Origin of the sequence: Plantactinospora solaniradicis (assembly GCF_042658085.1) — a bacterium.
In the GTDB taxonomy this organism is placed as follows: domain Bacteria; phylum Actinomycetota; class Actinomycetes; order Mycobacteriales; family Micromonosporaceae; genus Plantactinospora; species Plantactinospora solaniradicis.
In genome coordinates this window covers 358,494-383,583 of the sequence record NZ_JBHSPR010000018.1, presented here as the reverse complement: position 1 = coordinate 383,583, position 25,090 = coordinate 358,494, and the positions used below count along the sequence as shown (strand labels likewise).

Below are 25,090 nucleotides of genomic sequence, written 5' to 3'. Positions count from 1 at the left end.
AGGCGATATCGTGGGGCGGGTGACCCAGCCTCCGTACGCCCTCACCGTCGGTCAGCTCGCCGAACGCAGCGGCGTCGCCGTCTCGGCCCTGCACTTCTACGAGGCCAAGGGCCTCATCACCAGCACCCGCACCAGTGGCAACCAGCGCCGGTACGGCCGCGACACGCTGCGACGGGTCGCCTTCATCCGGTTCGCCCAGCGGGTCGGTGTGCCGCTCGCCGAGATCCGTGAGGCGCTCGCCAGCCTGCCCGAGCAGCGCACGCCGACCCGCGCCGACTGGGCCCGGCTGTCCGCGAACTGGCGTGCCCAACTCGACGACCGGATCATCGCGATGCAGCGGCTCCGCGACGACCTGTCGGACTGCATCGGCTGCGGGTGCCTGTCGCTGGACCGCTGCGCGCTGTCCAACCCCGACGACGTACTGGCGAGCACGGGTACGGGTCCGCGCCGCCTGCTCGCCGGACTCGCCGGCTCGGCACCGGTGTCGAACGACGAGCCCGAGCAGGCCGAGCCCGACGCGTGCCGCCCGCAGCTCGGCTGTGTGCCGAACGGGGTGCCCGCGACCGCCGTCCGGACCGGGGTCTGAGCCCGAGGATCCGCCGGACCGACGTGCCGCAGGCCGGAAACCGCGGTCCCTGGGCGCATAAGGCAGCGGTGGCGGGGAAGGCAGCGCCGGTCCACAGGCTCTGGGAGGGTGACATGCGGTACCCGAGTGCGGCCAGCGACAGCGGTACCGCCCCGTGGCGGGGCGGCCGGCCAGCCGGCGGCTCCGGTCGATGACGCCCCTGGGGCGCAGCCTTCCCCGGATCCGCCTGCCCGACATGCACCTGCCCCGGCTCCACCTGCCCGCCGTGGTCTCCCCCGGTGCCGTGCCGGACCTCGTCGCCGGGTTCTCCCGGGGCGCCGAGTCGGTGGTGTTCCGGGCGGCGCAGGCCGCCGGGCTGAAGCGCCGCGCCGTGTGGACCCGCCCCGGCCGGCACCACATCGAGGTGCACGGGGTCGCCCAGCCCGGCAGTGAGCGACTCGCCGCACAGGTCGAACAGGCGCTGGACGAGGTGCCGGGCGTCTTGTGGGCCCGGGTCAACGCGCCCTCGGGCCGGGTGGTGGTGGCGGTGGGCCCACCCGAGCCCCGGCTGCGGGAACTGATCGCGGCGATCGCCGCCGTGGAGCGTACCGACGGTCTCGAACCGGACCCGGACTGCCCGGAACCGCATCCGCCGGAGGAGGGGCCCCGGAGCCGGCGGGCCATGGCCAGGATCGCCACCGACGCGTTCGGCCTCGGCCTGTCGGCGGCGGTCCGGATTCTGCCGTTCACCCGGGCGCCGGGAGAAATCGCCGGCTTCGTCCGGGCGGTGGACCTGCATCCGCGGCTGCACGCGCTGGCCGGTCGGGGGCTGCGCGGTGACCACCGGGCGGACTCGGTGCTGCCGCTGGCGGCGGTGCTGGCCCAGGGCCTGACCGGCGGCTGGGCCGGCATCGTGCTCGACGGCGCGCAGCGGGTCCTGCAATGGGGCGAGGCCCGCGCCCAGCTCGCCGCCTGGGAGGGCGCCGAACCACTCCTCGCCGGTACGCCGGAACGGGCCTCGGCACCCCCGCCCCCGGACGAGCGTCCCCGGGCGAAGCCGGACGGACCGGTCGAGCGGTACCTGGCCCGGGTACTGGAGTCGGGCACCATCGCCGGGGCCGCCACGCTCTCCCTGGCCGGGCGCAAGCGCGCCGCCGCACTGGCCCTGGCCAGCCTGCCGAGCGCGGCCGTCGCCGGTCGGGAGGGATACGCCGCACGGCTCGGTTGGCTGCTCGCCCGTCGGGGGGTGATCGCGATGGACCGGAACGTCCTGCGCGAACTGGACCGGCTCGACGTCCTGGTGCTGGACGCCCTCGCTCTCCGGTCCGACCGGGGAGTCCTCGCCGATCTGGTACCGCTACCGGGCAGCGACGCGGAACGGGTCGCCGTCCAGGCCTTCAGCCTGTTCGATCCGGATCGCCCCGACCAGGTCCAGAACTCGGACGGCTGGAGCCTCGGGCCCCTCGACGCGATGCCGGCGCCCGACGGGTCCGGAACCGAGGAGGTCGAGCGGCTGCGTTCCGACGGCGGCACGCTGCTCGGCCTGGCCACGGACGGCGCCCTCGCGGCGGTGGTCCGGGTGGCCGCCGAACCCGCCCCGGGAATCGACGCGCTGCCGGCCGCGGCTCGCCGGGCCGGCCTACGCCTCCTGGTCGCCGGCGAGGACGAGGACCGCCAGCGGTACGACTTCGCCGACGGCCACGTGCCGGGAGGGCGGCGGCTGGCCAGGTCGATCCGGTCGTTGCAGTCCGAGGGCGCGATGGTCGCCCTGGTCTCCACCGATCCGCGTGCCCTCGCCGCCGCCGACTGCGGGCTCGGCGTCTGGCGCTCCGAGGAACCGGCACCCTGGGGGGCTCACCTGCTGGTCGGTGGGGATCTGTCGGTGCCGGCACTGGTGGTCGAGGCCGCTGGAATGGCCCGGACGGTGGCCCGGCAGAGCATCGCGCTCGCCACCGCCGGCAGCGGGCTGGGTGCGCTGGCGGCCTTCACCGCCCCGCCGGCCCAGTTACCCGCCCGGACCATGGCGGCGGTGAACGCCGCCGCCGGACTCGCCCTCGGACACGGGGTCTGGCGGGCCGGCCGGCTGCCCGAGCGGCGTACCTCGCACACCGCACCGCCGACGCCCTGGCACCTGATGCCGGTCGAGACCGTGCTGGCCCGGCTCGACACGGACCAGGCGGGCCTGTCCACCGAGGAGGTCGACCGACGCGGACGGCGTCCGGCGGGCGGTGTGGTCGACGGTCTCGATCTGCCCCGGGCGTTCGTCGAGGAACTGGCGAATCCCCTCACCCCGGTGCTGGCGGCCGGCGCGGGTCTCTCCGCGGCGGTCGGTTCGGTGGCGGACGCCGCACTCGTCGGCGGGGTGATCGGGCTGACCGCGTTGATCGGCGCCGGACACCGCGTCTCCACCGAGCGCTCGCTCGCCGAACTGTTGTCCCGGTCGGCGGTGACCGCGCGGGTCCGTCGGGACGGAACCGAACGGGTGGTCGGGGCCGACGAACTCGTGCCGGGGGACGTGGTCGCGTTCGATCCGGGCGACGCGATCCCGGCGGACTGCCGGGTGGTCGAGGCGGTCGGCCTGGAGACCGACGAGTCCTCGCTGACCGGGGAGTCGCTGCCGGTGGCGAAGACCACCCATCCGGTGGTGGCCGCCGCGGTCGCGGACCGACGGTCGATGCTCTACGAGGGTACGACCGTCGCCGCCGGGCGCGGTGTCGCGGTGGTGGTGGCGACCGGCGCGGACACCGAGATCGGCCGGGGCATGGCGCTGGCCGGCGAGGCCACCCCCACCAGCGGGGTCGAGGCCCGACTCGGCCGGCTCACCAGGATGTCCATTCCACTGGCCGCCAGTTCCGCGGTGGCGGTCGCCGGAGCTGGCCTGCTGCGTGGCGTGCCGCTCGTCGAGTCGGCCGGTACCGCCGCCAACCTCGCCGTCGCGTCCGTGCCAGAGGGGTTGCCGTTCCTGGTCAGCGCCGCCCAGTTGGCCGCCGCCCGCCGACTGGCCGAACACGGCGCGCTGGTCCGGAACCCGCGCACCATCGAGGCACTCGGCCGGGTCGACGTGCTCTGCTTCGACAAGACCGGCACCCTGACCGAGGGCCGGCTGATGCTCGCCGGCCTCGGCGACGGCGAGCGGTACGCCGAACTCGACGCGCTGGACAAGGGGCTGCGCCCGGTCCTCGCGGCGGCGCTCCGGGCCACGCCGGCGGCGGACCGGCCCGAGGAGGTCAGTCAGCAGACCGACCGGGCGGTGCTGACGGGTGCCCGGCAGGCCGGGGTCGACACCGGTACCCGGGCCCACCCCTGGCACCAGGCCCACGCGCTGCCGTTCGAGCCGTCCCGGGGCTACCACGCCACCGTCGGCCGGTACCGGGGGAAGTTCCTGCTCAGCGTCAAGGGCGCGCCCGAGACGATCCTGCCCCGCTGTGCCCGACGACGTGACCAGGGCGGTGACCGGGATCTGGACGAGGCCGGCAGCCGGGCGCTACGGGAGACCCTGGATCGGCACGCCGGCGCCGGCCAGCGGGTGTTGGCGGTGGCCGAGCGGGAGCTGCCCGGCGACACGGTCGGCGAGGACGACGTCCGGGACCTGACGTTCGTCGGCTTCCTGGCCCTCTCCGACGGGGTACGGGCGAGCGCGGCGCCGGCCGTACGCCGGATCCGGCAGGCCGGAGTGCACACCATCATGATCACCGGGGACCATCCGGCCACCGCGGAGGCGATCGCGGCGATCATCAGCACCGACGGCGCGGACCAACGCGTGGTCACCGCCACCGAACTCGACCAGCTCGATGACGACGCGCTCGCCGAGCGGCTGGCCCGGACCGACGTGGTCGCCCGGTGTACGCCGACGCACAAGGTACGGATCATCCGGGCGTTGCAGAAGTGCGGTCGTACGGTGGCGATGACCGGGGACGGCGCCAACGACGCCCCCGCGATCCGGCTCGCCGACGTCGGCATCGCGCTCGGCCAACGGGGTACCCCGGCGGCCCGGGCCGCCGCCGACCTCGTGGTCACCGACGACCGGCTCGAAACGATCATCGCGACCCTGGTCGAGGGGCGGGCGATGTGGTCCTCGGTCCGGCACGCGCTCAGCATCCTTGTCGGCGGCAACCTCGGTGAGATCGCGTTCAGCGTCCTCACCGCCGCGCTGACCGGCCGGTCCGCACTGAACGGCCGGCAGATGCTGCTGGTCAACCTGCTCACCGACCTCGCGCCGGCAATGGCCATCGCGATCCGGGCACCCCGCGAGGACAGCATGGACAGCCTGCTCACCGAGGGACCGGAGACGTCGCTCGGTGCCACCCTCACCCGCGAGATCGCCCTGCGGGCCGGCACCACGACCCTCGGCGCGACCACCGGCTGGACGTTGGCCCGGTACACCGGGACCCGGCGCCGGGCCGGCACGGTCGCGCTGGCCTCGCTCGTCGGTACGCAGCTCGGCCAGACCCTGATCGACGGCGGGACGAGCCCGAGCGTGCTGGCCTCGACCGCCGCCTCCGTGGCCCTGCTCGCCGCGGTGATCCAGACTCCGGGGCTGAGCCAGTTCTTCGGCTGTACCCCGCTCGGGCCGGTGGGCTGGGGCATCGCCGCCGGAAGCGCCATCAGCGCCACCCTGACCAACACGGCCGTGGACCGCCTGATCGGCCCCTCGCCGGACGGTGCCGGCGGGCCGACCGATCGGGGCGACGGGGGCACGACGGCCGGTCCGGCCACCTGACGTACCCGGGACAGCCGGTCCGGCCACCGGCCGGAGACCCGGACGGTGGCCCGACGGTGGCCGTACGGTGCGGCGTTGCCGGTCGGCGTCGTACCGCGGTGCCGGTCAGCTTCCCCGAACCAACACCTGGTCCATTTCCCCCCGGGCCGGAAGCTCGGTCACCAGACCGGTCGCGCCGGTTTCCGGATCCATGATCCGGAGCGCGTCGCCGCGCTTGTCGGTCGTGCGCAGCAGCACACCCTCCGGCAGGTACCCGATCGGTTCCATCCGGCCGCTTGCGACCGGCGGCGTCGGCGTCGGCCCGCGTCCGGCCTTCCTGGTGGCGGTCGGACGGGGCAGGTCGGTCCGACGTATCTCGCCACTGGCCAGGTCGACCAGGAGCAGGCTGCCGCCGGCGTCCAGCCCCGGCGTGCCCTGCTCCGGCCGGTCCACCCGCACCACGCCCAGCCAGATCGTCCGGCCATCCGGGGAGAGCCTCGGCGGATCCCAGGTCCGGCCCTCGTTCGTCCGGAGATATGGATTCAGGTCGCGCTCGATCCGGTGCCGGTCGAGGCCGGTCACCGGGTCGACGACTCGGACGTCGAGGTCCCGCCAGCGGGTGTTGTCGAGCCAGATCGGGTTGAGCAGTACGTCGCCGCCGGGCAGCACCGCCACGGCCCGCCACCGCTGACGGTCGCCGACCGGAACCGGCTGCCGCGCTCCAGAGGTCAGGTCGAGCCGGATCGCCGGCTCGGTCTCGTGCAGGTTGTCGGTGAGCAGCAGCCAACGGTTGTCCGGCGACCAGGCGACCGGGGCATACCCGTCCGTCAGTTCGAACCGCGCGGTCCCGACGAGGCTGCGGACCACGTACCGGCCGGCACGCTGCTCACCCAGCCATTGACCGTCCGGAGACAGGCTGGGATAGGTGTAGGTCAGACCGTCCTTACTGGTCACCGCCTCCGCGAGTCGGTGTTGCCGGCCGTCGTCGGTGAGCAGCACCGGCGGGCCCGCCTCCGCGGCCGACCTGCCGTAGAGCAGCACACCCCGGCCGACCGTTCCGGTGGCCGGCAACGGAGCCGGATCGGTCGCCGGCAGTTCGAGCCGTTCCGGCAGCCAGTCGACCGTCGGCGGCGCCGCGACCTCCAGGCCGCCGGACGGATCCGGGCGCAGCCCCGCCACCGCGACCAGCCCGACCAACACCACCGCCGTCGCGGCGGCGACCGGGGCGAGCCGGACGGCGCGGCGACGCCGCCGGGCGACCCGGAGCGCCCGGCCGGTCACGTCGTACACCTTGGCCTGCTCGGCCAGCTCATCGAGCGCGTTCCTGAACCCGTCCACGTTCCACCTCCATCGGTTCCCTCATCAGTTCGGCGAGTTCGGGAGCGAGCGTCCGGAGCCGACCGAGCGCATGACTCGTCTGGCTCTTCACGGTGCCGACCGAGCAGCCCAGCACCGCCGCGGTCTCGGCGGTGGAGAGATCCTCGAAGTAGCGCAGCACCAGCACCGCCCGCTGCCGCCAGGTGAGCCGGGCGAGCGCACGCTCCAGCAGGATCCGCCGGACCACGGTGTCGGCCCCGTCCGGCGCACGGTCGGGTTCGGGTACGCCCTCGGCCGGCTGGACGACCTGGCGACGCCATCGCCGCCAGGACAGAATCCGCTCGTTGTACATCACCCTGCGGACGTACGCCTCGGGGTCGCCGGCCCCGGACACCCGCCGCCAGCGCGCGGCGACCTTTACCAGCGCCGCCTGGAGCAGGTCCTCGGCGTCGTGATGCTGGCCGGTCAGCAGATACGCCACCCGGGACAGCCGCACCAGCCGCGCCTCGACGAACTCCTGGAACCCCGCGTCGTCGTCCACTAGCCCTCCCACGACTCATCCATTGCCGGTTACATGCCTGCGGGGCACCGGAGGTTGGAACCTCCGACAAAGTGGTCGGCGACGAGGAATCTAAATATCTCCGTACTTCTATTAATTTCCTGGGCAAATCAGTAGCGTCACGGTAGCCATCGGTGGCGGGGGCCACCGACGATGGCATGACGGAGGGGGATACATGCGTCGACCAATCGCCATACTGGCTGCCGGAACATTGGTGGCCGCGGTGCTGACGCCGACCAGCGCACAGGCCCGACCGGGCTCCGACGAGGCCGGTACGACCGGCACGGCCGCCGCCAAGTCGAAGCCCAGCATCGCGGCCCGGGCGCCCTCGGGACCGAACCCGTTCCTCGCGATGCTTCCGGATCCCAGCAAGGCGGACTACGTCGGCTGGCGGAACTGGCTGAACGCGAAGGGTGACCAACGCGCGGACCTGCGGGCACGGCAACGGGCCGCGCTCGCCGCGCCGCTGCTGGCCGACGAGGAGGAGCCGGCCGGTATCCGGAACGGCAACGACACCCCGGCAACCGCGCAGCGGATCACCGGCTTCGGTACCGGCGCCAAGGAGAACTTCCAACTGCGGATCCTCGGCACGCTCTCGCCGGAACAGGTGGACGCGGAGGAGATCGAGCCGACTCCGGAGGACGACGGGGCGATCCCGCTGGCCGGCGAGACCGGCGTCGGCGACACCCGCGAGGGCGTCACCACCTCCGCCGAGATCGGCGACGGTCCGCACGGCAGCGCCGGTGACGGCACGGGTGACTTCGACTTCTACGAGGTCACCGGGGTCGCCGGTGAGTCCGTGACGATCGACATCGACACGCCGACGGACGAGCTGGACTCGATCGTCGTCCTCTACAACTCCGAGGGCGAGATGGTGGCCGTCAACGACGACACCGCGAACAGTTTCGACAGCCTGCTGGTCCACGAGTTCACCGAGGACGGCAGCTACTACGTCGCGGTCGTCGGCTGGCCGTCGCTGCCGGAGGACCCGTTCGACTCCGGCAGCGGGTTGGGCGTCGGCACCGAGGGCCCGTACCAGGTCACCATCCACACCGGCGAGCAGGACGTCGACTTCTTCGCCGTACAACTGCGTCCGGGCGATGTGCTCGGTGCCTCGGTCGCGGATGCGGCCACCAAGGTGACGATCTACGACACGGATCGGCGTGAGGTGCACGGGTCCGATCAGGACGCCAGCGGCATCTACCCGGCGAGCAGCCCGCTTCCGGGCGGCGGCAACGCGGTCACCGAACACGTGGCCGACAAGGCGGGCTGGCACTACGTCGGGGTCAGCGCGGGCGACGGGAACTACGACATCACGGTCGAGGCGTACCGGCCCGGCCTGGAGGGCGAGCGTCCCCGCCAGACGATCTTCCTCGACTTCGACGGGGAGCGGATCAACACGGCGATCTTCGGCGGCCCGGGCGTACGTACGCTCAGCCCGTTCCGGGCGTTCCTCGGCCGGTGGGGGCTCAGCGCCGACGACGAGGACGCCGTGATCGACGCGATCCTCGCCGAGGTGGAGGAGAACCTGCGCTCGGACATGGTGGCCAGCGGTCTCAACCAGCGGTTCGACCTCCGGATCCGGAACAGCCGGGACCACGCCGACCCGTTCGGGGAGGCGAACGTCAGCCGGGTGATCATCGGCGGCAGCATCGCCGAGTCCGGGATTCCGACCATCGGCATCGCCCAGTCGATCGATCCGGGCAACTTCGGTACGGAGGACTCCGCACTGGTGCTGCTCGACGTGCTGAGCGACCCGGCCGGGGAGGAGCCCTCGCTGAACACGTACCTGACCGACGCCAGCGACCGGATCGCCTTCATCGGCCAGGCGGTGGGGAACGTCACCGCGCACGAGGCCGGGCACTTCCTCGGCGACTGGCACGTCGACCAGTCCAACGAGCAGGCCAACGTGATGGACCAGGGCGGCAACTTCCCGCTGCTGTTCGGGGTCGGCCCGGACGGCGTCGGCGGCACCGCCGACGACCCGGACGTCGACTTCGGTGAGGACGACTTCAACCCGAACGAGGGCTTCACCGGCATCGAGGACACCCTCAGCCGGATCGCCTTCACGGTCACGAAATAGCGGTCCGGACCGGGAAACCGGTCCCGACCTGGTAAGACCTCCGGTCCGGGAGCCGTCGTCGAAGCGACGGTTCCCGGACCGGACTGCGTCACCGGTACGGGCTCGGCCGGCGCCGACGCCCCGATCGGCCGGCGACCGCGGCGATCACCACGAAGACGACGAGGCTACGGCCGCCGACGTCGAGCAGGCTGTCCGGTACGGTCCGCCACGGACCGTCGAGCCGCAGGGCCAGGGCCGTCATCCTGAGTGCCAGGAGCACCACCAGTGCGGCGACCGCCGGTGCGAGCGCGAACCGCCACGGATGGTCGGCGAGGCTGCGGGAGCGTTGTTCGGCCGCCCGGAACGCGGCGAAGATCCCACCGACGAGGAAGAAGAGCACGACCCCGTTCATCGTGGCCGCCACGAGTCCGCCGGCCGTCCGGGCGGGGTCGCCCAGCCACAGCAGGACGAAGAACCCGGCCACGCCGCCACCGGCGGCGGTGGCGGTCGACCACGGCCAGAACCGCCATGCTTCCATCGACGAGCCCATGTCCCCTCCCCGCTGCCGGTAATCTAACAAATACTTCGTCCAGCCGCACTATTCGGCGTACCGAAAGGATTTCCCAGATGCCCGGACGGAGCCTGCCGACCGACCCCGAACCCCCGGCCAGCGGCAGCGGCAGCGGCAGCGGCGGGAACGATCTCGGTCGGCGGCTCAGCACAGCGGTCGTGCTGTTCCACCACGCCGTCGCCGAGCGACTGGGGCTGAGCGCGGCCGACCACAAGGCCCTGGACCTGGTGTTGAGACACCAACCGGTCACCGTCAGCCGGCTCGCCCAGCTCACCCGGCTGTCCCCGAGTTCCACCACCGGCCTGGTGGACCGGCTGGAGGCCGCCGGACTCGTCCGACGGCAACCGGCGCCCGACGACCGTCGGCGCATCCTCGTCGTCGCGACCACCGACACCCAGGCCAGCCTGGGGGAGATCTTCGGTGCCCTCGGCGCGGCCATGGGTCGCGCGATGGCCGGGTTCAGCACCGAGGAACTGCTGGTCATCCGCGAATACGTCGAACGCACCATCGGCGTGCTCGAGGAGCAGACGCAACGGCTCGGACCCGGGACCTGAGTCGCGACAGAACTTCTTCCCATCCGGTGTCCTGCGGGCGGCTCGCCGGTCGACGCATTGGTAGACAGGCAAGTACGCCAGGAACCGAGGAGTTCGACGATGCGATTCATTCTGCTGCTCAAGGGCGACCCGTCCCTCGACACGCCGCCCCCGGCCGACGGGCCGAAGGTCGAGGACGTGATGGCCGCCATGCACCGGTACGGCGAGGAGCTGACCAAGGCCGGCGTGCTGCTCGCCGCCGAGGGCCTCTACCCGAGCGCGACCGGCGCCCGGGTGGTGTACGCCAAGGGCCAGCGCACCGTGCTCGACGGACCGTTCGCCGAGGCCAAGGAGTTGGTCGCCGGGTTCTACCTGATCCAGGTGGCGTCCCGGGAGGAAGCGATCGAGTGGGCGAAACGCTGCCCGGTCGAGTACGCGGTACACGGCGACCAGGAGGCGGTGGTCGAGGTCCGGGAGGTCGCCGACGCCGGCTGACCCCGGGCCGGGCAGGGCCGGGCAGGCGGACCCCCGTCAGCCCGGCCGGACCCCTCGGGCGTCGCCCGGCCGGCGGCGCCGTGTGGCCGGGTGACCCGGTGTTAGATGGGGGGTTGTGCCGGTCACCGAAACCCAACGCGCCGTGGAAGCCGTCTGGCGGATCGAGTCCGCGCGGTTGATCGCCGGGCTCAGCCGACTGGTCCGGGACGTCGGGCTGGCCGAGGAGCTCGCCCAGGACGCGCTGGTCGCCGCGCTGGAGCAGTGGCCCGACGCGGGTGTACCCCGGAACCCGGGCGCCTGGCTGATGACCGTCGCCAAGCGCCGGCTGGTCGACCAGCTACGCCGCCGCGAGCGGTACGACGAGAAGCTCGCCCAACTCGGCCGCGAACTGGAGTCGGCGGCGTCGGACGGCACCACCGAGATCGACGCCGCCGCCGTGGACCACATTGAGGACGACGTCCTGCGGCTGATGTTCGTGGCCTGCCATCCGGTGTTGTCGACGGAGGCGCGGGTCGCGCTGACGCTCCGGATGCTGGGCGGACTCTCGACCGACGAGATCGCCCGGGGGTTTTTGGTTCCGGAGCCGACCGTGGCGAAGCGGATCGTCCGGGCGAAGCGGGCCCTCGCCGACGCGAAGGTCCCGTTCGAGGTGCCCGAGCCCGGCGAGCGCGAAGCCCGGCTCGCGTCGGTCCTGGAGGTCATCTACCTGATCTTCAACGAGGGCTACTCGGCCACCGCCGGAGACGACTGGATGCGGCCGGAGCTCTGTGCCGAGGCGCTCCGGCTCGGTCGGGTACTGACCGGACTGATGCCGGCCGAACCCGAGGTGCACGGCCTCGTCGCGCTGATGGAGATCCAGGCGTCCCGGTCGGCCGCCCGCTCGGGGCCGGGCGGAGAACCGATCCGGCTGCTCGACCAGGACCGCGGTCGCTGGAACCAGTTGTTCATCCGCCGTGGCCTGGCCGCACTGGACCGGGCGGAGGGCTCCCGCCGGCCCACCGGCCCGTACACCCTGCAGGCCGCGATCGCCGCCTGCCACGCCCGGGCCCGTACCCCCGAGGAGACCGATTGGGTACGGATGGCGGCACTGTACGAGGCACTGGCCATCATGACGCCGTCCCCGGTCGTCGAACTGAACCGGGCGGTCGCACTCGGCATGGCGTACGGTCCGGCGGCCGGGCTGGCCCTGGTCGACGCCCTGCGGACCGATCCAGCGCTGCGCGGCTACCACCTGCTGCCGAGCGTCCGGGGTGACCTGCTGGAGAAGCTCGGCCGGCTCGCCGAGGCACGCGCCGAGTTCGAGCACGCGGCGTCGCTGACCCACAACGGCCGGGAACGGACCCTGCTGCGGGAACGCGCCGCCGCCTGCGCCGGCTGACCCCTGCCCCCGCCCCCGGCTCGCTGACCGGATCGTTCCGGATCGGGGCAGAATGGTGACTGACGGTGGAGGGGTTCGGAGCGACAGGATCGGTGACATGTTGCGCGCACTCGTCGTCATCGACGTACAGGAGTCCTTCCGCCAGCGCCCGATCTGGGCCGCCAACTCCAACCCGAAGATCGTCGAACAGGTACGTCTGCTGACCGAAGCGTTCCGGGCCACCGGCGACCTCGTCGTCTGGGTCCTGCACACCGAGCCCGGTACCGGCACCGTCTTCGACCCCGCCCTCGGCTTGGTACGGCTGATGGACGGTCTCGAACCCGCACCCGGTGAACCGGTGCTGCACAAGACCTCGCACAACGCGTTCACCACCACGAACCTGCAACAGGTGCTGACCGGCGAGGGCATCCGCGAGGTGGCGGTCTGCGGAATCCGTACCGAGCAGTGCGTGGAGACCACCGCCCGGGTCGCGGCCGACCTCGGCTACCAGGTGACGTTCGTCACCGACGCGACGGCGACCAACCCGATCGAGCACCCCGACGCCGCGCCCGGCCGTCCGCTGGCCGAGATCCTCGCCGACCCGCGCACGCTGATCGCGGACGAGGTCGTCGCGCGAACCGAGTACGTCCTCGCCGGCCGGTTCGCGACGATCCGTACCGTCGCGGAGCTGACCGCCGGGTGACCAACGTCGTCTTCCTGCTCGCCGCCCGGCTGCACCTGCTCGACCTGGCCGGGCCGGCGCAGGCGTTCTCCACCGCGGCCGATCTCGGCGGCGGCTACACGCTGCACTACGTGGGGGAGCAGGAGGAGGTCACGACGACCCAGGGCGTACCGCTGCGGGCCCGGACCGACTGGCCCGACCTGGACCGGAACGACCTGATCGTGGTGCCCGGCTGGCGCCCGGCCAGCCGGCCGACGTACGCCGGCTTCACCGCCGCGACGCTGGAGCGGCTGGCCACCCACCACGACCGGGGCGGCACGGTGGCGAGTGTCTGCGCCGGTGCGTTCGCGCTGGCCGGCGCCGGCCTGCTCGACGGCCGCCGCTGCACCACCCACCACGATCTCTCGGACGACCTGGCCCGGCAGTATCCCCGGGCCGGCGTCGTCCGTGACGTGCTCTACGTCGTCGACGACCGGGTGGTCACGTCGGCCGGCATCGCCAGCGGCATCGACCTCGCGCTGCACCTGCTCGCGGTACGCCACGGGCCCGGCTTCGCCGCCCGGGTGGCCCGGGAGATGGTGGTCTACGCCCGACGCAACGGCGACGAGCAGCAGGCCAGTGCGATGCTGCGGCACCGGGGGCACATCAGCGACGTGGTGCACCGGGTCCAGGACGTCATCGACGCCCGTTTCGGCGAACGGCTGGCCCTGGCCGACCTGGCGACCATCGGCGGGGTCAGCGAACGGACCCTCACCCGGGTCTTCCTCCGGGCGGTCGGCCTGACTCCGCTGCGCTACCAACAGGTGCTCCGGGTCGAACGCGCCGAGCATCTGATCGGTCACGGCGCCACCGTCGAGTCCGCCGCCCGCGCGGTCGGTTTCTCCGACGCCCGCATGCTCCGCCGGCTCCGAGGTCGCACGGCCGGTTAGCGAGGTCACCATTTCCCGGTCGGCCCGGCCGCCGGTACGTTGCTGCCGGGCGGGGTGCCGAGCGTGGCCGCGCCGGGCGAGGTCGGCCGGCACGGCAGGGCACCGCGAGGAGATCGAGGCGAGGAGAACTGATGCGCTACGTACGGTTGGGCAACTCGGGACTGGAAGTGTCGAGAGTCGTCCTCGGCTGCATGAGCTTCGGCGATCCGCAGCGCGGCACCCACGAGTGGTCGGTCGGCCTCGACGAGGCGCGGCCGTTCGTCCGGCAGGCGATCGAGGCCGGAATCACCACCTTCGACACCGCCAACGTCTACTCGGCCGGCACCAGCGAGGAGATCACCGGCAAGCTGCTCGGCGAGTTCGCCAAGCGCGACGAGGTGGTGATCGCGACGAAGGTGCATGGCCGGATGGGTCCGGGGCCGAAGGGCGGCGGCCTGTCCCGGGCGGCGATCCTCACCCAGGCCGACGAGAGCCTGCGCCGGCTCGGCACCGACTACATCGACCTCTACCAGATCCACCGGTACGACCCCAACGTGCCGATCGAGGAGACGATGGAGGCGCTGCACGACCTGGTCCGGGCCGGCAAGGTCCGCTACCTCGGCGCCTCGTCGATGTGGACCTGGCAGTTCGCGCAGGCGCAGCACGCCGCCGACCTGGGCGGCTGGACCCGGTTCGTGTCGATGCAGGACCAGTACAACCTGATCATGCGCGAGGAGGAGCGGGAGATGCTGCCGTTCTGCCTCGACCAGGGCGTCGGGGTGCTGCCGTGGAGTCCCCTCGCCCGAGGCCGGCTGACCCGGGACTGGGACGCCGGTACGCGGCGCAGCGAGACCGACCGGTTCGGCAGCACGCTCTACCGGCAGGCCGAGGAGGCCGACCGCGCGGTCGTCGACACGGTTGCGGCGGTGGCCGGTGAACTCGGCGTGTCCCGGGCCCAGGTCGCGCTGGCCTGGCTCTGCCACCAGCCGGCGGTGACCGCCCCGATCGTCGGCGCGACGAAGCCGGAGCACATCACCGACGCGGTCGCCGCGGTCGAGTTGGCGCTCGGCGACGACGAACTGCGCCGGCTCGGCGAGCACTACGTACCGCACGCTCCGGAAGGGTTCTGAGTACCCGCGGTGGCCGTCGCCAGCACGGCGGCCACCTCGGAAACGCGGCGGGTACCGTGGTCGGGTGCTGACCCGGGGAGTCGTACTCAACGATCGCTATCTGCTCGACGATCGGATCGCGACCGGTGGCATGGGAGAGGTCTGGTCGGCCACCGACACCCTGCTGGGACGCAGGGTCGCGGTCAAGGTGCTGCTGCCGGCGCTGGTCTCCGACACCGAGTTCATCACCCGGTTCCGCACCGAGGCGCGGATGCTGGCCGCCCTGCGGCATCCCGGCATCGTCGCCGTCTACGACTACGGCGAGGACGCGGTGGTCGACGGCCGCCGGGTGGACTACCTCGTGATGGAGTACATCGAGGGCGTACCGCTGTCGAAGCGGATCAGGGCCGCCGGCCGGCTCGGTGTCGCCGAGACCATCTCCGTACTCGCCCAGGCCGCGCAGGCGTTGCACGTCGCGCACAACGCCAACATCGTCCACCGGGACGTCAAACCGAGCAACCTGCTGGTCCAGCCGGACGGCAGTGTCGTACTCGTCGACTTCGGCGTGGCCCGGGCCGGGAACGTCACCAGCATCACCGGCACCAACGTCGTGCTCGGCACGGTGCAGTACATGGCTCCCGAGCAGATAGCCGGTCGGCCCGTCTCGGCGGCCACCGACGTCTACGCGCTCGGTGCGGTCGCGTACTCCTGCCTGACCGGCCGACCACCGTTCCCCGGCACCAATCCGCTGCACGTGGTGACCCAGCACCTCCAGGACGCGCCGCCCGCGTTGCCGGCGGAGGTGCCCGCACCGGTGGCGGCACTGGTGAGCCGGGCCCTGGCCAAGGACCCCGCCGGCCGGTACCCGAGCGCCGCGGCGTTCGCCGACGCCGCCCGCGCCGCGCAGAACGCCGGGTCGGTCCCACCGCCGCCACCCGCCCCGAACTTCGGTTTCGGCGGTGCCGGCAACGGGGTCGGCGTCACGACGGGCGGTCCCGGTGCCGGCGGTACGACGGGCGCTCTCGTGCCGGACACCCGCCCGGAGTTGCGGTCCATCCCGCCTCGGCCCCGGACCGAGCCCGGCCGGTACCAACACCCTGACCGGTCGTCCGCCGAAGCGGATCAGCCTCCGTCCCCGCTGGCCGCCGACGGCAACCGGCGCCGCCGCATCATGTTCGCCAGCGTGGCCGGGGCGGTCGTCGTCGCGCTCGCCGGCGTCGCCGCCTTCGTGACTCTGCGACCCGACGAGGAGGGACCATCGGCGGGGCCGGTGACGAGAGCGTGGGTCGGGACCTCCGCCAGCGCGGACCCCGGCAGCGGGGACACCGGACCGGCGGCCCGCGCGACGGCGACCGCCAGGCCGAGCCAGTCGGCGAAGGCCGCCGGCGCGACGAACCCTTCGGCACCCCCGCGGGGCACCGACCCGGACACCACCGGTGGCCCGAAACCGGGTACGACGCAGACCAAGCCCTCGCCGAGCAATCCACACACCCCGGGCAAGGTCTGCGGCAGCGGCTACCAGGTCATCGACTCGGCCAGCCTGACCGGATCGGACGGCGTCCAGCAGGGAAAGGTGTACCTGCTGTACAACGCCGGCAACGGCTACAACTGCACGGTCGCCCTCAAGTCCACCTCGGTCGGCAAGGCGACGGCGGTCTCGGCGTACCTGGAGGTGAAGGGCCGGACCAGGAGCACCGACAGCGGTTCCTTCGCGTACTACGCCGGTCCGGTGCGGGCGAAGGCCGCCGGGGTGTGCGTACGGTGGGGTGGCTCGGCCGCCGGGGTCAGCTACAACAGCCCGTTCGAGCACTGCGACTGATCGTCGGAGGGCACCTCGCGGCGCGATCAGGTGCGCTGGCGGGAGTACGTGTCGGCGGCACGGCCGGCTCCGCGCCATCATGGCGAACCAGCGGAGGGATGAGAATGACATCGTCGCGACCGACCATCACCCGGCGTGCTCTCCTGGGGGTCGCGGCAGTGGTGCCGCTGGTCGGCTGTGCCAAGGGCAGGACGCCCTCGTCCGCCCCATCCTCCTTCCCCACGTCCTCGCCGTCGCCGTCGCCCACGGCCTCGCCCCCTTCCGCACCTCCGGCTGCCGCAGCGAATGATCGGCACGATCGCCTGGTCGAGTTGGAACGAAAGTTCAAGGCGCGCCTGGGGGTGTACGCCCTCGACACCGCCACCGGCACCACCGTCGCCCACCGGGCGGACGAACGATTCGCGTTCTGCTCGACGTTCAAGGGACTGGCGGCGGCAGCCGTGTTGCAGCGCAACCCGCTGTCGCACCTGGACACGGTCGTCAGGTACACCGACGACGACCTCATGAAGAACGCCACCATCACCAGGCGCCATGTGGCCACGGGAATGACGATCCGGCAACTCTGTGACGCCGCGGTCCGGCACAGCGACGGCACGGCCGGCAACCTCCTGCTCCGCGATCTCGGCGGCCCGAGCCAGTTGACCGCGTACGTGCGCAGCCTCGGCGACACGGTCACCCGGATGGATCGGATCGAGCCGGCGATCACCACAGCCGTCCCGGGAGACCCCCGCGACACCACGTCTCCCCGGGCGTTCGGCGGCAACTACCACCAGATCCTGCTGGGCGACGCCCTGCCACCTGACAAGCGCGGCTTTCTCCGCGACCTGCTGGAACGCAACGCCACCAGCGTCGGCGCCCGACGCATCCGGGCCGGCGTCCCACGGGGATGGACCGTGGCCGACAAGACCGGGACCGGTGCCTACGGCACGATCAACGACATAGCCGTCGTGTGGCCCCCGACGTCCGCGCCGCTCGTCATCGCGGTCATGTCCAGTAAGACCGCCAGGAACGCCGAATACGACAACGCCCTCATCGCCGAGGCCGCCGCCTACGTCGCGGCGACTCTCACCTAGTCATTGACGAGCGGTGCGACAATGCACTACTCGGCAGCGTGCGTGGTACCGGTACGGGTTACCGGCAACGCCCGCGCCAGTGACAGCAACATCAGCACACCGGCCGCGCCGTGGAGCAGGCCGAGGTGCGACACGGGGGAGATATCAGGATGCTCGACTCTGCCACGACCCAGGTGATCGAACCGGTCCCGCCACAACCGCCGGCCCGGCGGGGTAAAGGCCGCCTGTGGCTGCTGATCAGTGGTCTGTTGACCCTGCTGCTGGCCGGTACCGCGCTGGTCGCGATCGAGCCGCTGCGCCACCCGCTGCCCGCACCGACCGTCACCCGGACCCTGCCCGCGTCGATGGTGATCCCCGGCAAGGCCCCGACGGTGCCGTGGCCGAAGTCCGGGCAGGCGGCCCTCTCGGTTGAAGGGCTGGGTTCGCTCGGCACGTCGGGCGGAAGCGAGCCGGTGCCGATCGCGAGCGTGGCCAAGGTGATGACCGCGTACGTCATCCTGACCGAGCACCCCCTCGACCGGGGCGAGCACGGACCGAGGCTCACCGTCAGCGCGGCACAGGCCGCCGCGTACCCGGCGGAGCTGGCGCGCGGTGAATCCCTGGTAGCGGTCGTCGCGGGCGCGGTCTTCACCGAGCGCCAGGCGTTGCAGGCGGTGCTGCTGCCCTCGGCGAACAACATGGCGCGGATCCTCGCCGCCTGGGACGCCGGCAGCATCGAGGCGTTCGTCGCCAAGATGAACGACACCGCCGCCGAGCTGGGCATGACCGACACCCGCTACACCGATCCGTCCGGGCTCGACGCGGGCAGCGTGAGCACCGCCGTCGACCAGGTGATCCTGGCCCGCAAGGCGATGGAGCTGCCGGCGTTCGCGGAGATCGTGGCGCAGAAGAAGGCCACCCTGCCCGTCGCCGGCACCGTGAAGAACTACAACTCCCTGGTCGGCCGGGACGGCGTCGTGGGGATCAAGACCGGATCCACCGACGAGGCCGGCGGGTGCCTGGTCTTCGCCGCCGTCGTCAAGGTCGGCGGCCGGAGAATCACCGTCGTGGGCGCCGTCCTCGGGCAGCCCGGCGCCAACACCCCCGTGCAGCTGGACCGGGTGTTCCGGGCGACCCGTCCGCTGGTCCGCACCGCCGCCGCCGCGATCGGGGTGCACCCGATCGTCCGAGCCGGTGACCAGGTCGCCACCGTGCAGGGACCACTCGGCACCGGCACGACGATCAACGCCGCAGAGGACCTGCACGTGGTGGGTTGGCCCGGAATGCAGGTACGACTGGACGTCGACATCCCGGCGGTACCGACGCGCCTGCTGGCCGAGGCCGAACACGGCCAGGTCAGTGCGGTCGCCGGTGAGAACGCCCCGGTCGGCGCCCCGCTACGCACCGGCGCACGGCTGGAACCGCCGAGCACCTGGGACCGGATCCGCGAGCACCGCTGACAGCCCCCCGGTACGCCTCAGCGGGTAGCTGCCGGCACTGCGGCCTCCCAGGTGAACCCGTCCGGGTCGCTGAAGGATCCGGCATCGCCACCGATCGCGAGCCGGTGTGATCCGGTGCCGTCGGGGGAGACGCCGGCATCCTTCGCCAGGGCCCGGCGCCGGTACAGCGCCAACTTGACGGGACCCGAGCCAGCAGCGAACTCGACGTACATCCGGCCGAAGCTCTTCGCCACGGCGAGGCCCTGGTCGACGTAGAACCGCTTGCTCGCGGCCACGTCCGCGACTCCCAGCAGGAGAACGATCTCGTCGATCTGCCGGGTGGCAGGGCCGGTGTCCTTCTTCGCCGAGGTCGCAACCTTCCAGATCGTCCCGTCCGGGGCCTGCAGGACGCCGCCGTAACCCCACAGCGACTTCGCGGCAGGCTTGAGCGGCGTGGCGCCGGCGGCGAGGGCAGTGTCGATGAGGCTGTTGACGGTGGCCGGCTGGGACACCGTGAGCGACAGCGTGAATCCACGGAAGCCGGTCGTGGGTGCCTGCGAGGCCCGCAGGCGGATCTGCGTGTCCAACCCGAAGGCGGTGGTGTAGAAGCGGCCGGCGGCGGTGGGGTCGGCCACCTCGAGGGTGACGGATTCGATGAGTGCCATGGCCATCACGCTAGTTGCAGCTCGGTGACCAGCGCTTCTTGATTCCTGACCGGTCGTGTCACCCGTTCTGCCATCCATGGCGGCGACTTCGCCGCCGCGCTCGTCGCACGGCACCGGTATGCGCTGGGCGGCATGCCGACCAACTCGGTGAAGCGGGTGCTGAAGGTGCCCAGCGACGAGCAACCGACGGCGAAGCAGACCTCGGTGACGCTGTGCTCGCCACGACGCAGCAGCGTCGCCGCGCGCTCGATGCGACGCGTCATCAGGTACGCGTACGGCGACTGGCCGTAGGCCAGCCGGAACTGGCGGCTGAGGTGCCCGGCGGACATGTTCACGTCCCGCGCGAGCGCGGCGACGTTCAGCGGCTGCGCGTACTCCCGGTCGATCCGGTCGCGGACCCGGCGCAGTCGGGCGAGGTCGCTCAGGCGCTGCGCTGCCGCGCGTGCGCGCCCCCACGAGGGATGACACACGAGAGAACTCCTTCCGACGATATGTCCGCGAGCACCTGGGTCGTCGCCTGCCGGACGGCTCAGCGAAGCTCCTGGATGCGGACCATGTTGCCGGCGGGATCGCGGAAGGCGCAGTCGCGGACGCCGTACGGCTGCTCGGTCGGCTCCTGGACAACCTCGACGTCGCTGGCCTGCACCTTCTCGAAAGTGCCGTCGAGATCCCGGGTGGCCAGCAGGATCCAGCCGTAGGTGCCCTTGGCCATCATCTCGGCGATGGTGCGGCGCTCGTCCTCGGTGACCCCAGGGTCGGCGGCCGGCGGCGCCAGGAGGATGGAAGTGCCGGGCTGGCCGACGGGGCCGACCGTGATCCACCGCATCTTGCCCTGCCCGACGTCGCTGCGGACCTCGAAGCCGAGGGCGTCGCGGTAGAAGGCCAGGGACGCGTCCGGGTCGTCATGCGGGAGGACGCTCGTGTGAATTGTGATGTCCATGATGAGCAGGCTATGCGGCTCGGAGGCCCGCGCTTCTCGATTCCTGATCGATCTGGCCACCCGTTTCCCGCCAGGGGTGTGCCGGATCCGTGCCCGTTGATCTAGGAACGAGCGAAAGCCTGGTCAAGGCGTTATGTGGTGGAGCCGAGGGGACTCGAACCCCTAACCCCTGCCTTGCAAAGGCAGTGCTCTGCCAGTTGAGCTACGGCCCCGGGCTGGACACTGCCCCCGGGGATGGCAGTCCGATCGGAGACTACCGAAGGTCCGGCGCGGTGGTCGCCTCGTGCCAGAGGGCCCGCTCGTCGTTCGATTCCTTGACCTTCTTGTAGACCAGGGCCGCGACGCCCACGACGCCGACAACGAGCAGGATCTTCTTCAACATGGACGTATCCTCACGCTCGACCAGTCGTCGGACGGTGTGAAGTGGGGCTAGATGGAATCGAACCATCGACCTCAGAGTTATCAGCTCTGCGCTCTAACCGACTGAGCTATAGCCCCCCGTGCGCCGAGCAAGGTTACCGTACCCCCGGCGCCGATCCCAACTCGGGGCCGCCGCTGGCGGGAACCTGTACTCGCGTACCAGTTACGACCGAGACGGTACCGGAACGGCGAACGCCGGGGCCACCGCTTTGCGGCGCGCCCCGGCGTTCCTAGGCCGCTGTCGTCCGCTCAGTCGCGCTCGGCGAGCGTCAACTCGACGCCGCCGACCAGGTCCGCGCAGACGTTGTAGATGAATGCCGCGAGGGTGGCCAACGCGGTGAAGAGCACCACGTTCACCAGGCCGATGAGGCCCGAGGTGAGGATGACACCCTTGGCAGTGATCTTGAAGGTGTTGCCGCCCTGACCACCGGTCGCGCTGAGCATGTCGGTGAGCGTGCCGTTCACGCTGTCGAAGACGCCCATCGCGTCGAGCGCGAGATAGAGCACGGACGTCGCGACGATCACCACGATGAACAGCACCAGCGACACCGCGAACGAGAACTTCATGACGGACCAGGGGTCGATCCGCTTCAGGTTCAGCCGGGCCCGACGGGGTCCACGCGAGGCCGCCGAGCTGACCGTGCTGCGGGCCGCCCGAACGGCCTCGGTCACCCGCGCGGCGCCGACCGCTCCGGCACCCCCGGCCGCCCCTGCGGCCGCACTGCCGCCGGCGGCCGGACCACCGGTCCCCCCGGCGCCACCGACCCCGGCGGCCGGTCGCGCGGCGGGACCGCCGAACCCGAACCGACTCGTGGGCGTCTGGGGCTGGGGTGTTCCACCGGCCCGGCCGGGCCGGAAGGCACTCTGCTGAGCGCCCGAGATCGGCTGGGTCGACTCGGCGCCGCTGGCCGTGGGGACGGCCGGCCGTTCGGTCCGGGTCGGGATGCGTTCGGTACGGCTCGACGAGCCCGGTTGCTCCAACCGGGTGGTCGGGGCGGTCTGCTCGGCTCTACCAGCGGGTTCGGCGCGACCCGCTCCGACGGTGACCCTCGGGGCCGGAGAGGACGCCACCGGGGACGTCACGGTGTCCCCGGTTTCCGTCGCGGCCGGCGCCGTGTCCTCGAGGTTGCTGTCGGGCTGGGCCGTCGCGCCGGCCGACTCCTCGGGAAGCTGATCGGGTGGCGGCGGCATGCCCGGTGCCCGAGTGAACTTGGGGGACGGCGCGTCACCGGGGACTACCGCCCGGCCGACGGCCATGCGGCCGGTCGCTGGTGCGCCAGCGCCGCCGGCCTCCTCGTCGACCGGGTTGGTCGGGGCCCCCGCAGCCCCCGACTTCGCCTGTGTCTCCGTCATCAACTAGTCCTGTTCGTCAGGCTCGTCGGCATTGCGAGCAATCGCCACAATAGTCACGCCGTCTGGTAGGTCCATCAGTTTGACCCCCATTGTGTTCCGATCACGCGTTCGGCGTACAGGCTTCACGGGAGTCCGGATCACACCGCCGTTGCTGGTGATGGCAAACAGCTCGTCGTCCGGGCTGATCACGACCGCGCCGACCAGACCGCCACGGCGTTCAGTGATCTTCGCGGTCAGCACCCCTTTACCTCCCCTACCCTGCACGGGGTACACCTCGATCGGGGTACGTTTTGCGTATCCCCCGTTCGTCGCCACGAGGACATCCAGGTTCATGCCCTCGCGGACTACCTCCATCGCCAACAGCACGTCGTCGTCGGTGAACCGCATCCCGATCACCCCCGACGTGGCCCGGCCCATCGGCCGGAGCGCCTCGTCCGTGGCGTTGAACCGAATCGCCTGCGCCTTCTTGGACACCAGCAGGAGATCGTCCCCGGGTCCAGCCAGCGCCGCTCCGACCAGCTCGTCCTCGTCGCGGAGGTTGATCGCGATGATGCCGCCGGAACGGTTGGAATCGAACTCCTCCAACCTCGTCTTCTTCACCAGGCCGTTCCTGGTGGCCAGCACCAGGTATGGCGCGACCTGGTAGTCCGGGATCTCGATGACCTGGGCGATCTGCTCGTCTGGCTGGAAGGCGAGCAGATTGGCCACGTGCTGACCTCTCGCCACCCTACTGGCCTCCGGCAACTCGTACGCCTTGGCCCGGTAGACCCTCCCCTTATTGGTGAAGAAGAGCATCCAGTCGTGCGTGGAGCAGACAAAGAAGTGGCTGACGATATCGTCCTGCCGGAGCGTGGCGCCACTGACCCCCTTGCCGCCGCGCCGCTGCGAGCGGTAGAGGTCGACCTTCGTCCGCTTGGCGTACCCGGTCCGGGTGATGGTGACCACCACGTCCTCGCGGGCGATCAGGTCCTCCATCGAGACCTCGCCCTCGAAGGGCACGATCTTGGTCCGGCGCTCGTCGCCCCACTTGGCCACGATCTCGCCGAGCTCCTCGGAAACGATCTTCCGCTGCCGCTCGGGCTTGGCGAGGATGTCCTTGAGGTCGGCGATCTCGATCTCGATCTTGGCCAGCTCGTCGATGATCTTCTGACGCTCCAGCGCGGCGAGCCGGCGGAGCTGCATGTCCAGGATCGCGGTGGCCTGGACCTCGTCGATCTCCAGGAGCTGGATCAGGCCCTGCCGGGCCTCCTCGACCGTGGGTGACCGACGGATGAGCGCGATGACGTCGTCGAGCGCGTCCAGCGCCTTGACCAGACCCCGGAGGATGTGCGCCCGCTCCTCGGCCTTCCGCAACCGGTACGCGGTCCGCCGTCGGATCACGTCGATCTGGTGCTCGACGTAGTAGCGGATGAACTGGGCCAGGTTCAGCGTGCGCGGCACCCCGTCGACCAGGGCCAGCATGTTGGCGCCGAAGGTCTCCTGGAGCTGGGTGTGCTTGTAGAGGTTGTTCAGCACCACCTTCGCGACCGCGTCGCGCTTGAGCACCAGCACGATCCGCATGCCCGTACGCCCGGAGGACTCGTCCCGGATGTCGGCGATCCCGGCGAGCTTCCCCTCCTTGATCAGCTCGGCGATCCGCTCGGCCAGGTTGTCGGGGTTGACCTGGTAGGGCAGTTCGGTGACGACCAGGCAGGTCCGCCCCTTCTTGTCCTCCTCGACCTCGACCACCGCACGCATCCGGATCGAGCCGCGCCCGGTCCGGTACGCGTCCTGGATCGGGGTCGTCCCCACGATCAGCCCGTACGTCGGGAAGTCCGGCCCCTTCACGATCCCGATCAGCTCGTCGAGGGTGGTCGCCTCGTCGGCGTCCGGGTTCTCCAGGCACCACTGCACTGCGGCGGCGATCTCCCGCAGGTTGTGCGGCGGGATCTTGGTCGCCATCCCGACCGCGATGCCCTCGGACCCGTTCACCAGCAGGTTGGGGATCCGCGACGGCAGGATCGTCGGCTCCTTGGCCCGGCCGTCGTAGTTGTCCTGGAAGTCGACGGTGTCCTCGTCGATGTCCCTTAGCATCTCCATAGCAAGCGGGTCAAGCTTGCATTCTGTATACCTCATGGCGGCAGCCGGATCGTTTCCGGGCGAGCCGAAGTTGCCGTTACCGTCGACCAGCGGGTAGCGCAGGGACCAGGTCTGGGCCATCCGGACCAGGGCGTCGTAGATCGCGGAGTCGCCGTGCGGGTGGAACTGACCCATCACGTCGCCGACCACCCGGGAGCACTTCACGTACCCCCGGTCCGGCCGGTAGCCGGAGTCGAACATGGCGTAGAGGATCTTGCGGTGTACGGGCTTCAGCCCGTCCCGCACGTCCGGCAGCGCCCGTCCGACGATCACGCTCATCGCGTAGTCGAGGTAGGAGCGCTGCATCTCCACCTCGAGCCCGACCGGCTCGATCCGGTCGTGCTGAGCGACCGCACCGCCGAGGGCGGGCTCCTGCTCCGGCTCGCTGGCGGAGGACTCGGGGATATCCGTCACTGTCAACCCTTAT

General features: G+C 71.6%; 19 protein-coding genes, 2 tRNA genes and 2 pseudogenes. 12 read left to right on the top strand and 11 right to left on the bottom strand.

The features are described 5' to 3' along the window. Positions 1–19 precede the first annotated feature (19 nt). Positions 20–454: pseudogene (gene soxR / locus ACFP2T_RS23485) on the top strand (redox-sensitive transcriptional activator SoxR); the annotation flags it as partial. Between the two features lie 322 nt (positions 455–776). After that, entirely contained in the window at positions 777–5,285 is a 4,509-nt protein-coding gene (locus ACFP2T_RS23480; protein ID WP_377424967.1) for an HAD-IC family P-type ATPase, read from the top strand. Between the two features lie 105 nt (positions 5,286–5,390). Here the strand turns inward: ACFP2T_RS23480 and ACFP2T_RS23475 are convergent, their stop codons facing one another. Together ACFP2T_RS23475 and ACFP2T_RS23470 are read right to left on the bottom strand one after the other, a co-directional pair. Further along, positions 5,391–6,602: a TolB family protein gene (locus tag ACFP2T_RS23475; protein ID WP_377424965.1), complete on the bottom strand. Its 1,212-nt coding sequence runs from the start codon at positions 6,600–6,602 to the stop codon at positions 5,391–5,393. Beyond that, the gene (locus ACFP2T_RS23470) at positions 6,574–7,134 is read right to left on the bottom strand and encodes a SigE family RNA polymerase sigma factor (RefSeq protein WP_377424963.1); all 561 of its coding nucleotides are present in this window, start codon (positions 7,132–7,134) and stop codon (positions 6,574–6,576) included. Before ACFP2T_RS23470 ends, ACFP2T_RS23475 begins: the two co-directional genes overlap by 29 nt. A gap of 181 nt (positions 7,135–7,315) precedes the next feature. Between ACFP2T_RS23470 and ACFP2T_RS23465 the strand changes: the two genes are divergently transcribed. Next, positions 7,316–9,223: a PPC domain-containing protein gene (locus ACFP2T_RS23465; protein WP_377424962.1), complete on the top strand. Its 1,908-nt coding sequence runs from the start codon at positions 7,316–7,318 to the stop codon at positions 9,221–9,223. 88 nt (positions 9,224–9,311) lie between these two features. Here ACFP2T_RS23465 and ACFP2T_RS23460 read toward each other — a convergent pair whose 3' ends face one another. Next, positions 9,312–9,752, bottom strand: coding sequence for a hypothetical protein (locus tag ACFP2T_RS23460; RefSeq protein WP_377424960.1), 441 nt, complete (start codon positions 9,750–9,752; stop codon positions 9,312–9,314). Positions 9,753–9,829: 77 nt separating this feature from the next. Here ACFP2T_RS23460 and ACFP2T_RS23455 point away from each other — a divergent pair, with 77 nt between their 5' ends. The 9 genes and pseudogenes from ACFP2T_RS23455 to ACFP2T_RS23415 all read left to right on the top strand — a co-directional run bounded on the left by ACFP2T_RS23455 (position 9,830) and on the right by ACFP2T_RS23415 (position 19,188). After that, positions 9,830–10,327 (top strand): MarR family winged helix-turn-helix transcriptional regulator, encoded by a 498-nt coding sequence (locus ACFP2T_RS23455; RefSeq protein ID WP_377424959.1) that lies wholly within the window; start codon positions 9,830–9,832, stop codon positions 10,325–10,327. A 99-nt stretch (positions 10,328–10,426) separates the two neighbouring features. Beyond that, entirely contained in the window at positions 10,427–10,801 is a 375-nt protein-coding gene (locus tag ACFP2T_RS23450) for a YciI family protein (protein ID WP_377424957.1), read from the top strand. 142 nt (positions 10,802–10,943) lie between these two features. Then, positions 10,944–12,179 (top strand): RNA polymerase sigma factor, encoded by a 1,236-nt coding sequence (locus ACFP2T_RS23445; protein WP_377424956.1) that lies wholly within the window; start codon positions 10,944–10,946, stop codon positions 12,177–12,179. 97 nt (positions 12,180–12,276) lie between these two features. Continuing rightward, positions 12,277–12,861 (top strand): cysteine hydrolase family protein, encoded by a 585-nt coding sequence (locus tag ACFP2T_RS23440; protein WP_377424954.1) that lies wholly within the window; start codon positions 12,277–12,279, stop codon positions 12,859–12,861. After that, positions 12,858–13,769, top strand: coding sequence for a GlxA family transcriptional regulator (locus ACFP2T_RS23435; RefSeq protein WP_377424952.1), 912 nt, complete (start codon positions 12,858–12,860; stop codon positions 13,767–13,769). Before ACFP2T_RS23440 ends, ACFP2T_RS23435 begins: the two co-directional genes overlap by 4 nt. Before the next feature lie 131 nt (positions 13,770–13,900). Further along, complete coding sequence (locus tag ACFP2T_RS23430) at positions 13,901–14,878, top strand: aldo/keto reductase (RefSeq protein ID WP_377424950.1); 978 nt, start codon at positions 13,901–13,903, stop codon at positions 14,876–14,878. Between the two features lie 64 nt (positions 14,879–14,942). After that, positions 14,943–15,794, top strand: a pseudogene (locus ACFP2T_RS48125) (serine/threonine-protein kinase); the annotation flags it as partial. Positions 15,795–16,780: 986 nt separating this feature from the next. Further along, positions 16,781–17,749: a class A beta-lactamase gene (bla, locus tag ACFP2T_RS23420; protein WP_377424947.1), complete on the top strand. Its 969-nt coding sequence runs from the start codon at positions 16,781–16,783 to the stop codon at positions 17,747–17,749. A 149-nt stretch (positions 17,750–17,898) separates the two neighbouring features. Continuing rightward, positions 17,899–19,188, top strand: a complete 1,290-nt coding sequence (locus ACFP2T_RS23415; RefSeq protein ID WP_377424946.1) for a D-alanyl-D-alanine carboxypeptidase family protein — start codon at positions 17,899–17,901, stop codon at positions 19,186–19,188. A gap of 17 nt (positions 19,189–19,205) precedes the next feature. On the opposite strand, the gene ACFP2T_RS23410 is transcribed toward ACFP2T_RS23415, so the two are convergent. From ACFP2T_RS23410 to gyrA, 8 genes are all read right to left on the bottom strand, one after another. Next, entirely contained in the window at positions 19,206–19,832 is a 627-nt protein-coding gene (locus ACFP2T_RS23410; RefSeq protein ID WP_377424944.1) for a glyoxalase, read from the bottom strand. Positions 19,833–19,837: 5 nt separating this feature from the next. Continuing rightward, positions 19,838–20,302, bottom strand: coding sequence for a helix-turn-helix transcriptional regulator (locus ACFP2T_RS23405; RefSeq protein WP_377424942.1), 465 nt, complete (start codon positions 20,300–20,302; stop codon positions 19,838–19,840). A 59-nt stretch (positions 20,303–20,361) separates the two neighbouring features. Beyond that, positions 20,362–20,772 (bottom strand): VOC family protein, encoded by a 411-nt coding sequence (locus ACFP2T_RS23400; protein ID WP_377424941.1) that lies wholly within the window; start codon positions 20,770–20,772, stop codon positions 20,362–20,364. A gap of 136 nt (positions 20,773–20,908) precedes the next feature. Further along, positions 20,909–20,984: transfer RNA gene (locus tag ACFP2T_RS23395), tRNA-Ala, on the bottom strand. A gap of 41 nt (positions 20,985–21,025) precedes the next feature. Next, complete coding sequence (locus tag ACFP2T_RS23390) at positions 21,026–21,154, bottom strand: DLW-39 family protein (protein WP_225945452.1); 129 nt, start codon at positions 21,152–21,154, stop codon at positions 21,026–21,028. Between the two features lie 42 nt (positions 21,155–21,196). After that, positions 21,197–21,270 (bottom strand) — tRNA-Ile (locus ACFP2T_RS23385). A gap of 171 nt (positions 21,271–21,441) precedes the next feature. Continuing rightward, a complete protein-coding gene (locus ACFP2T_RS23380) occupies positions 21,442–22,383 on the bottom strand; it encodes a DUF3566 domain-containing protein (RefSeq protein ID WP_417629210.1) in 942 nt (313 codons plus the stop codon). Between the two features lie 165 nt (positions 22,384–22,548). After that, complete coding sequence (gyrA, locus tag ACFP2T_RS23375) at positions 22,549–25,077, bottom strand: DNA gyrase subunit A (RefSeq protein WP_377424938.1); 2,529 nt, start codon at positions 25,075–25,077, stop codon at positions 22,549–22,551. Positions 25,078–25,090: the final 13 nt, after the last annotated feature.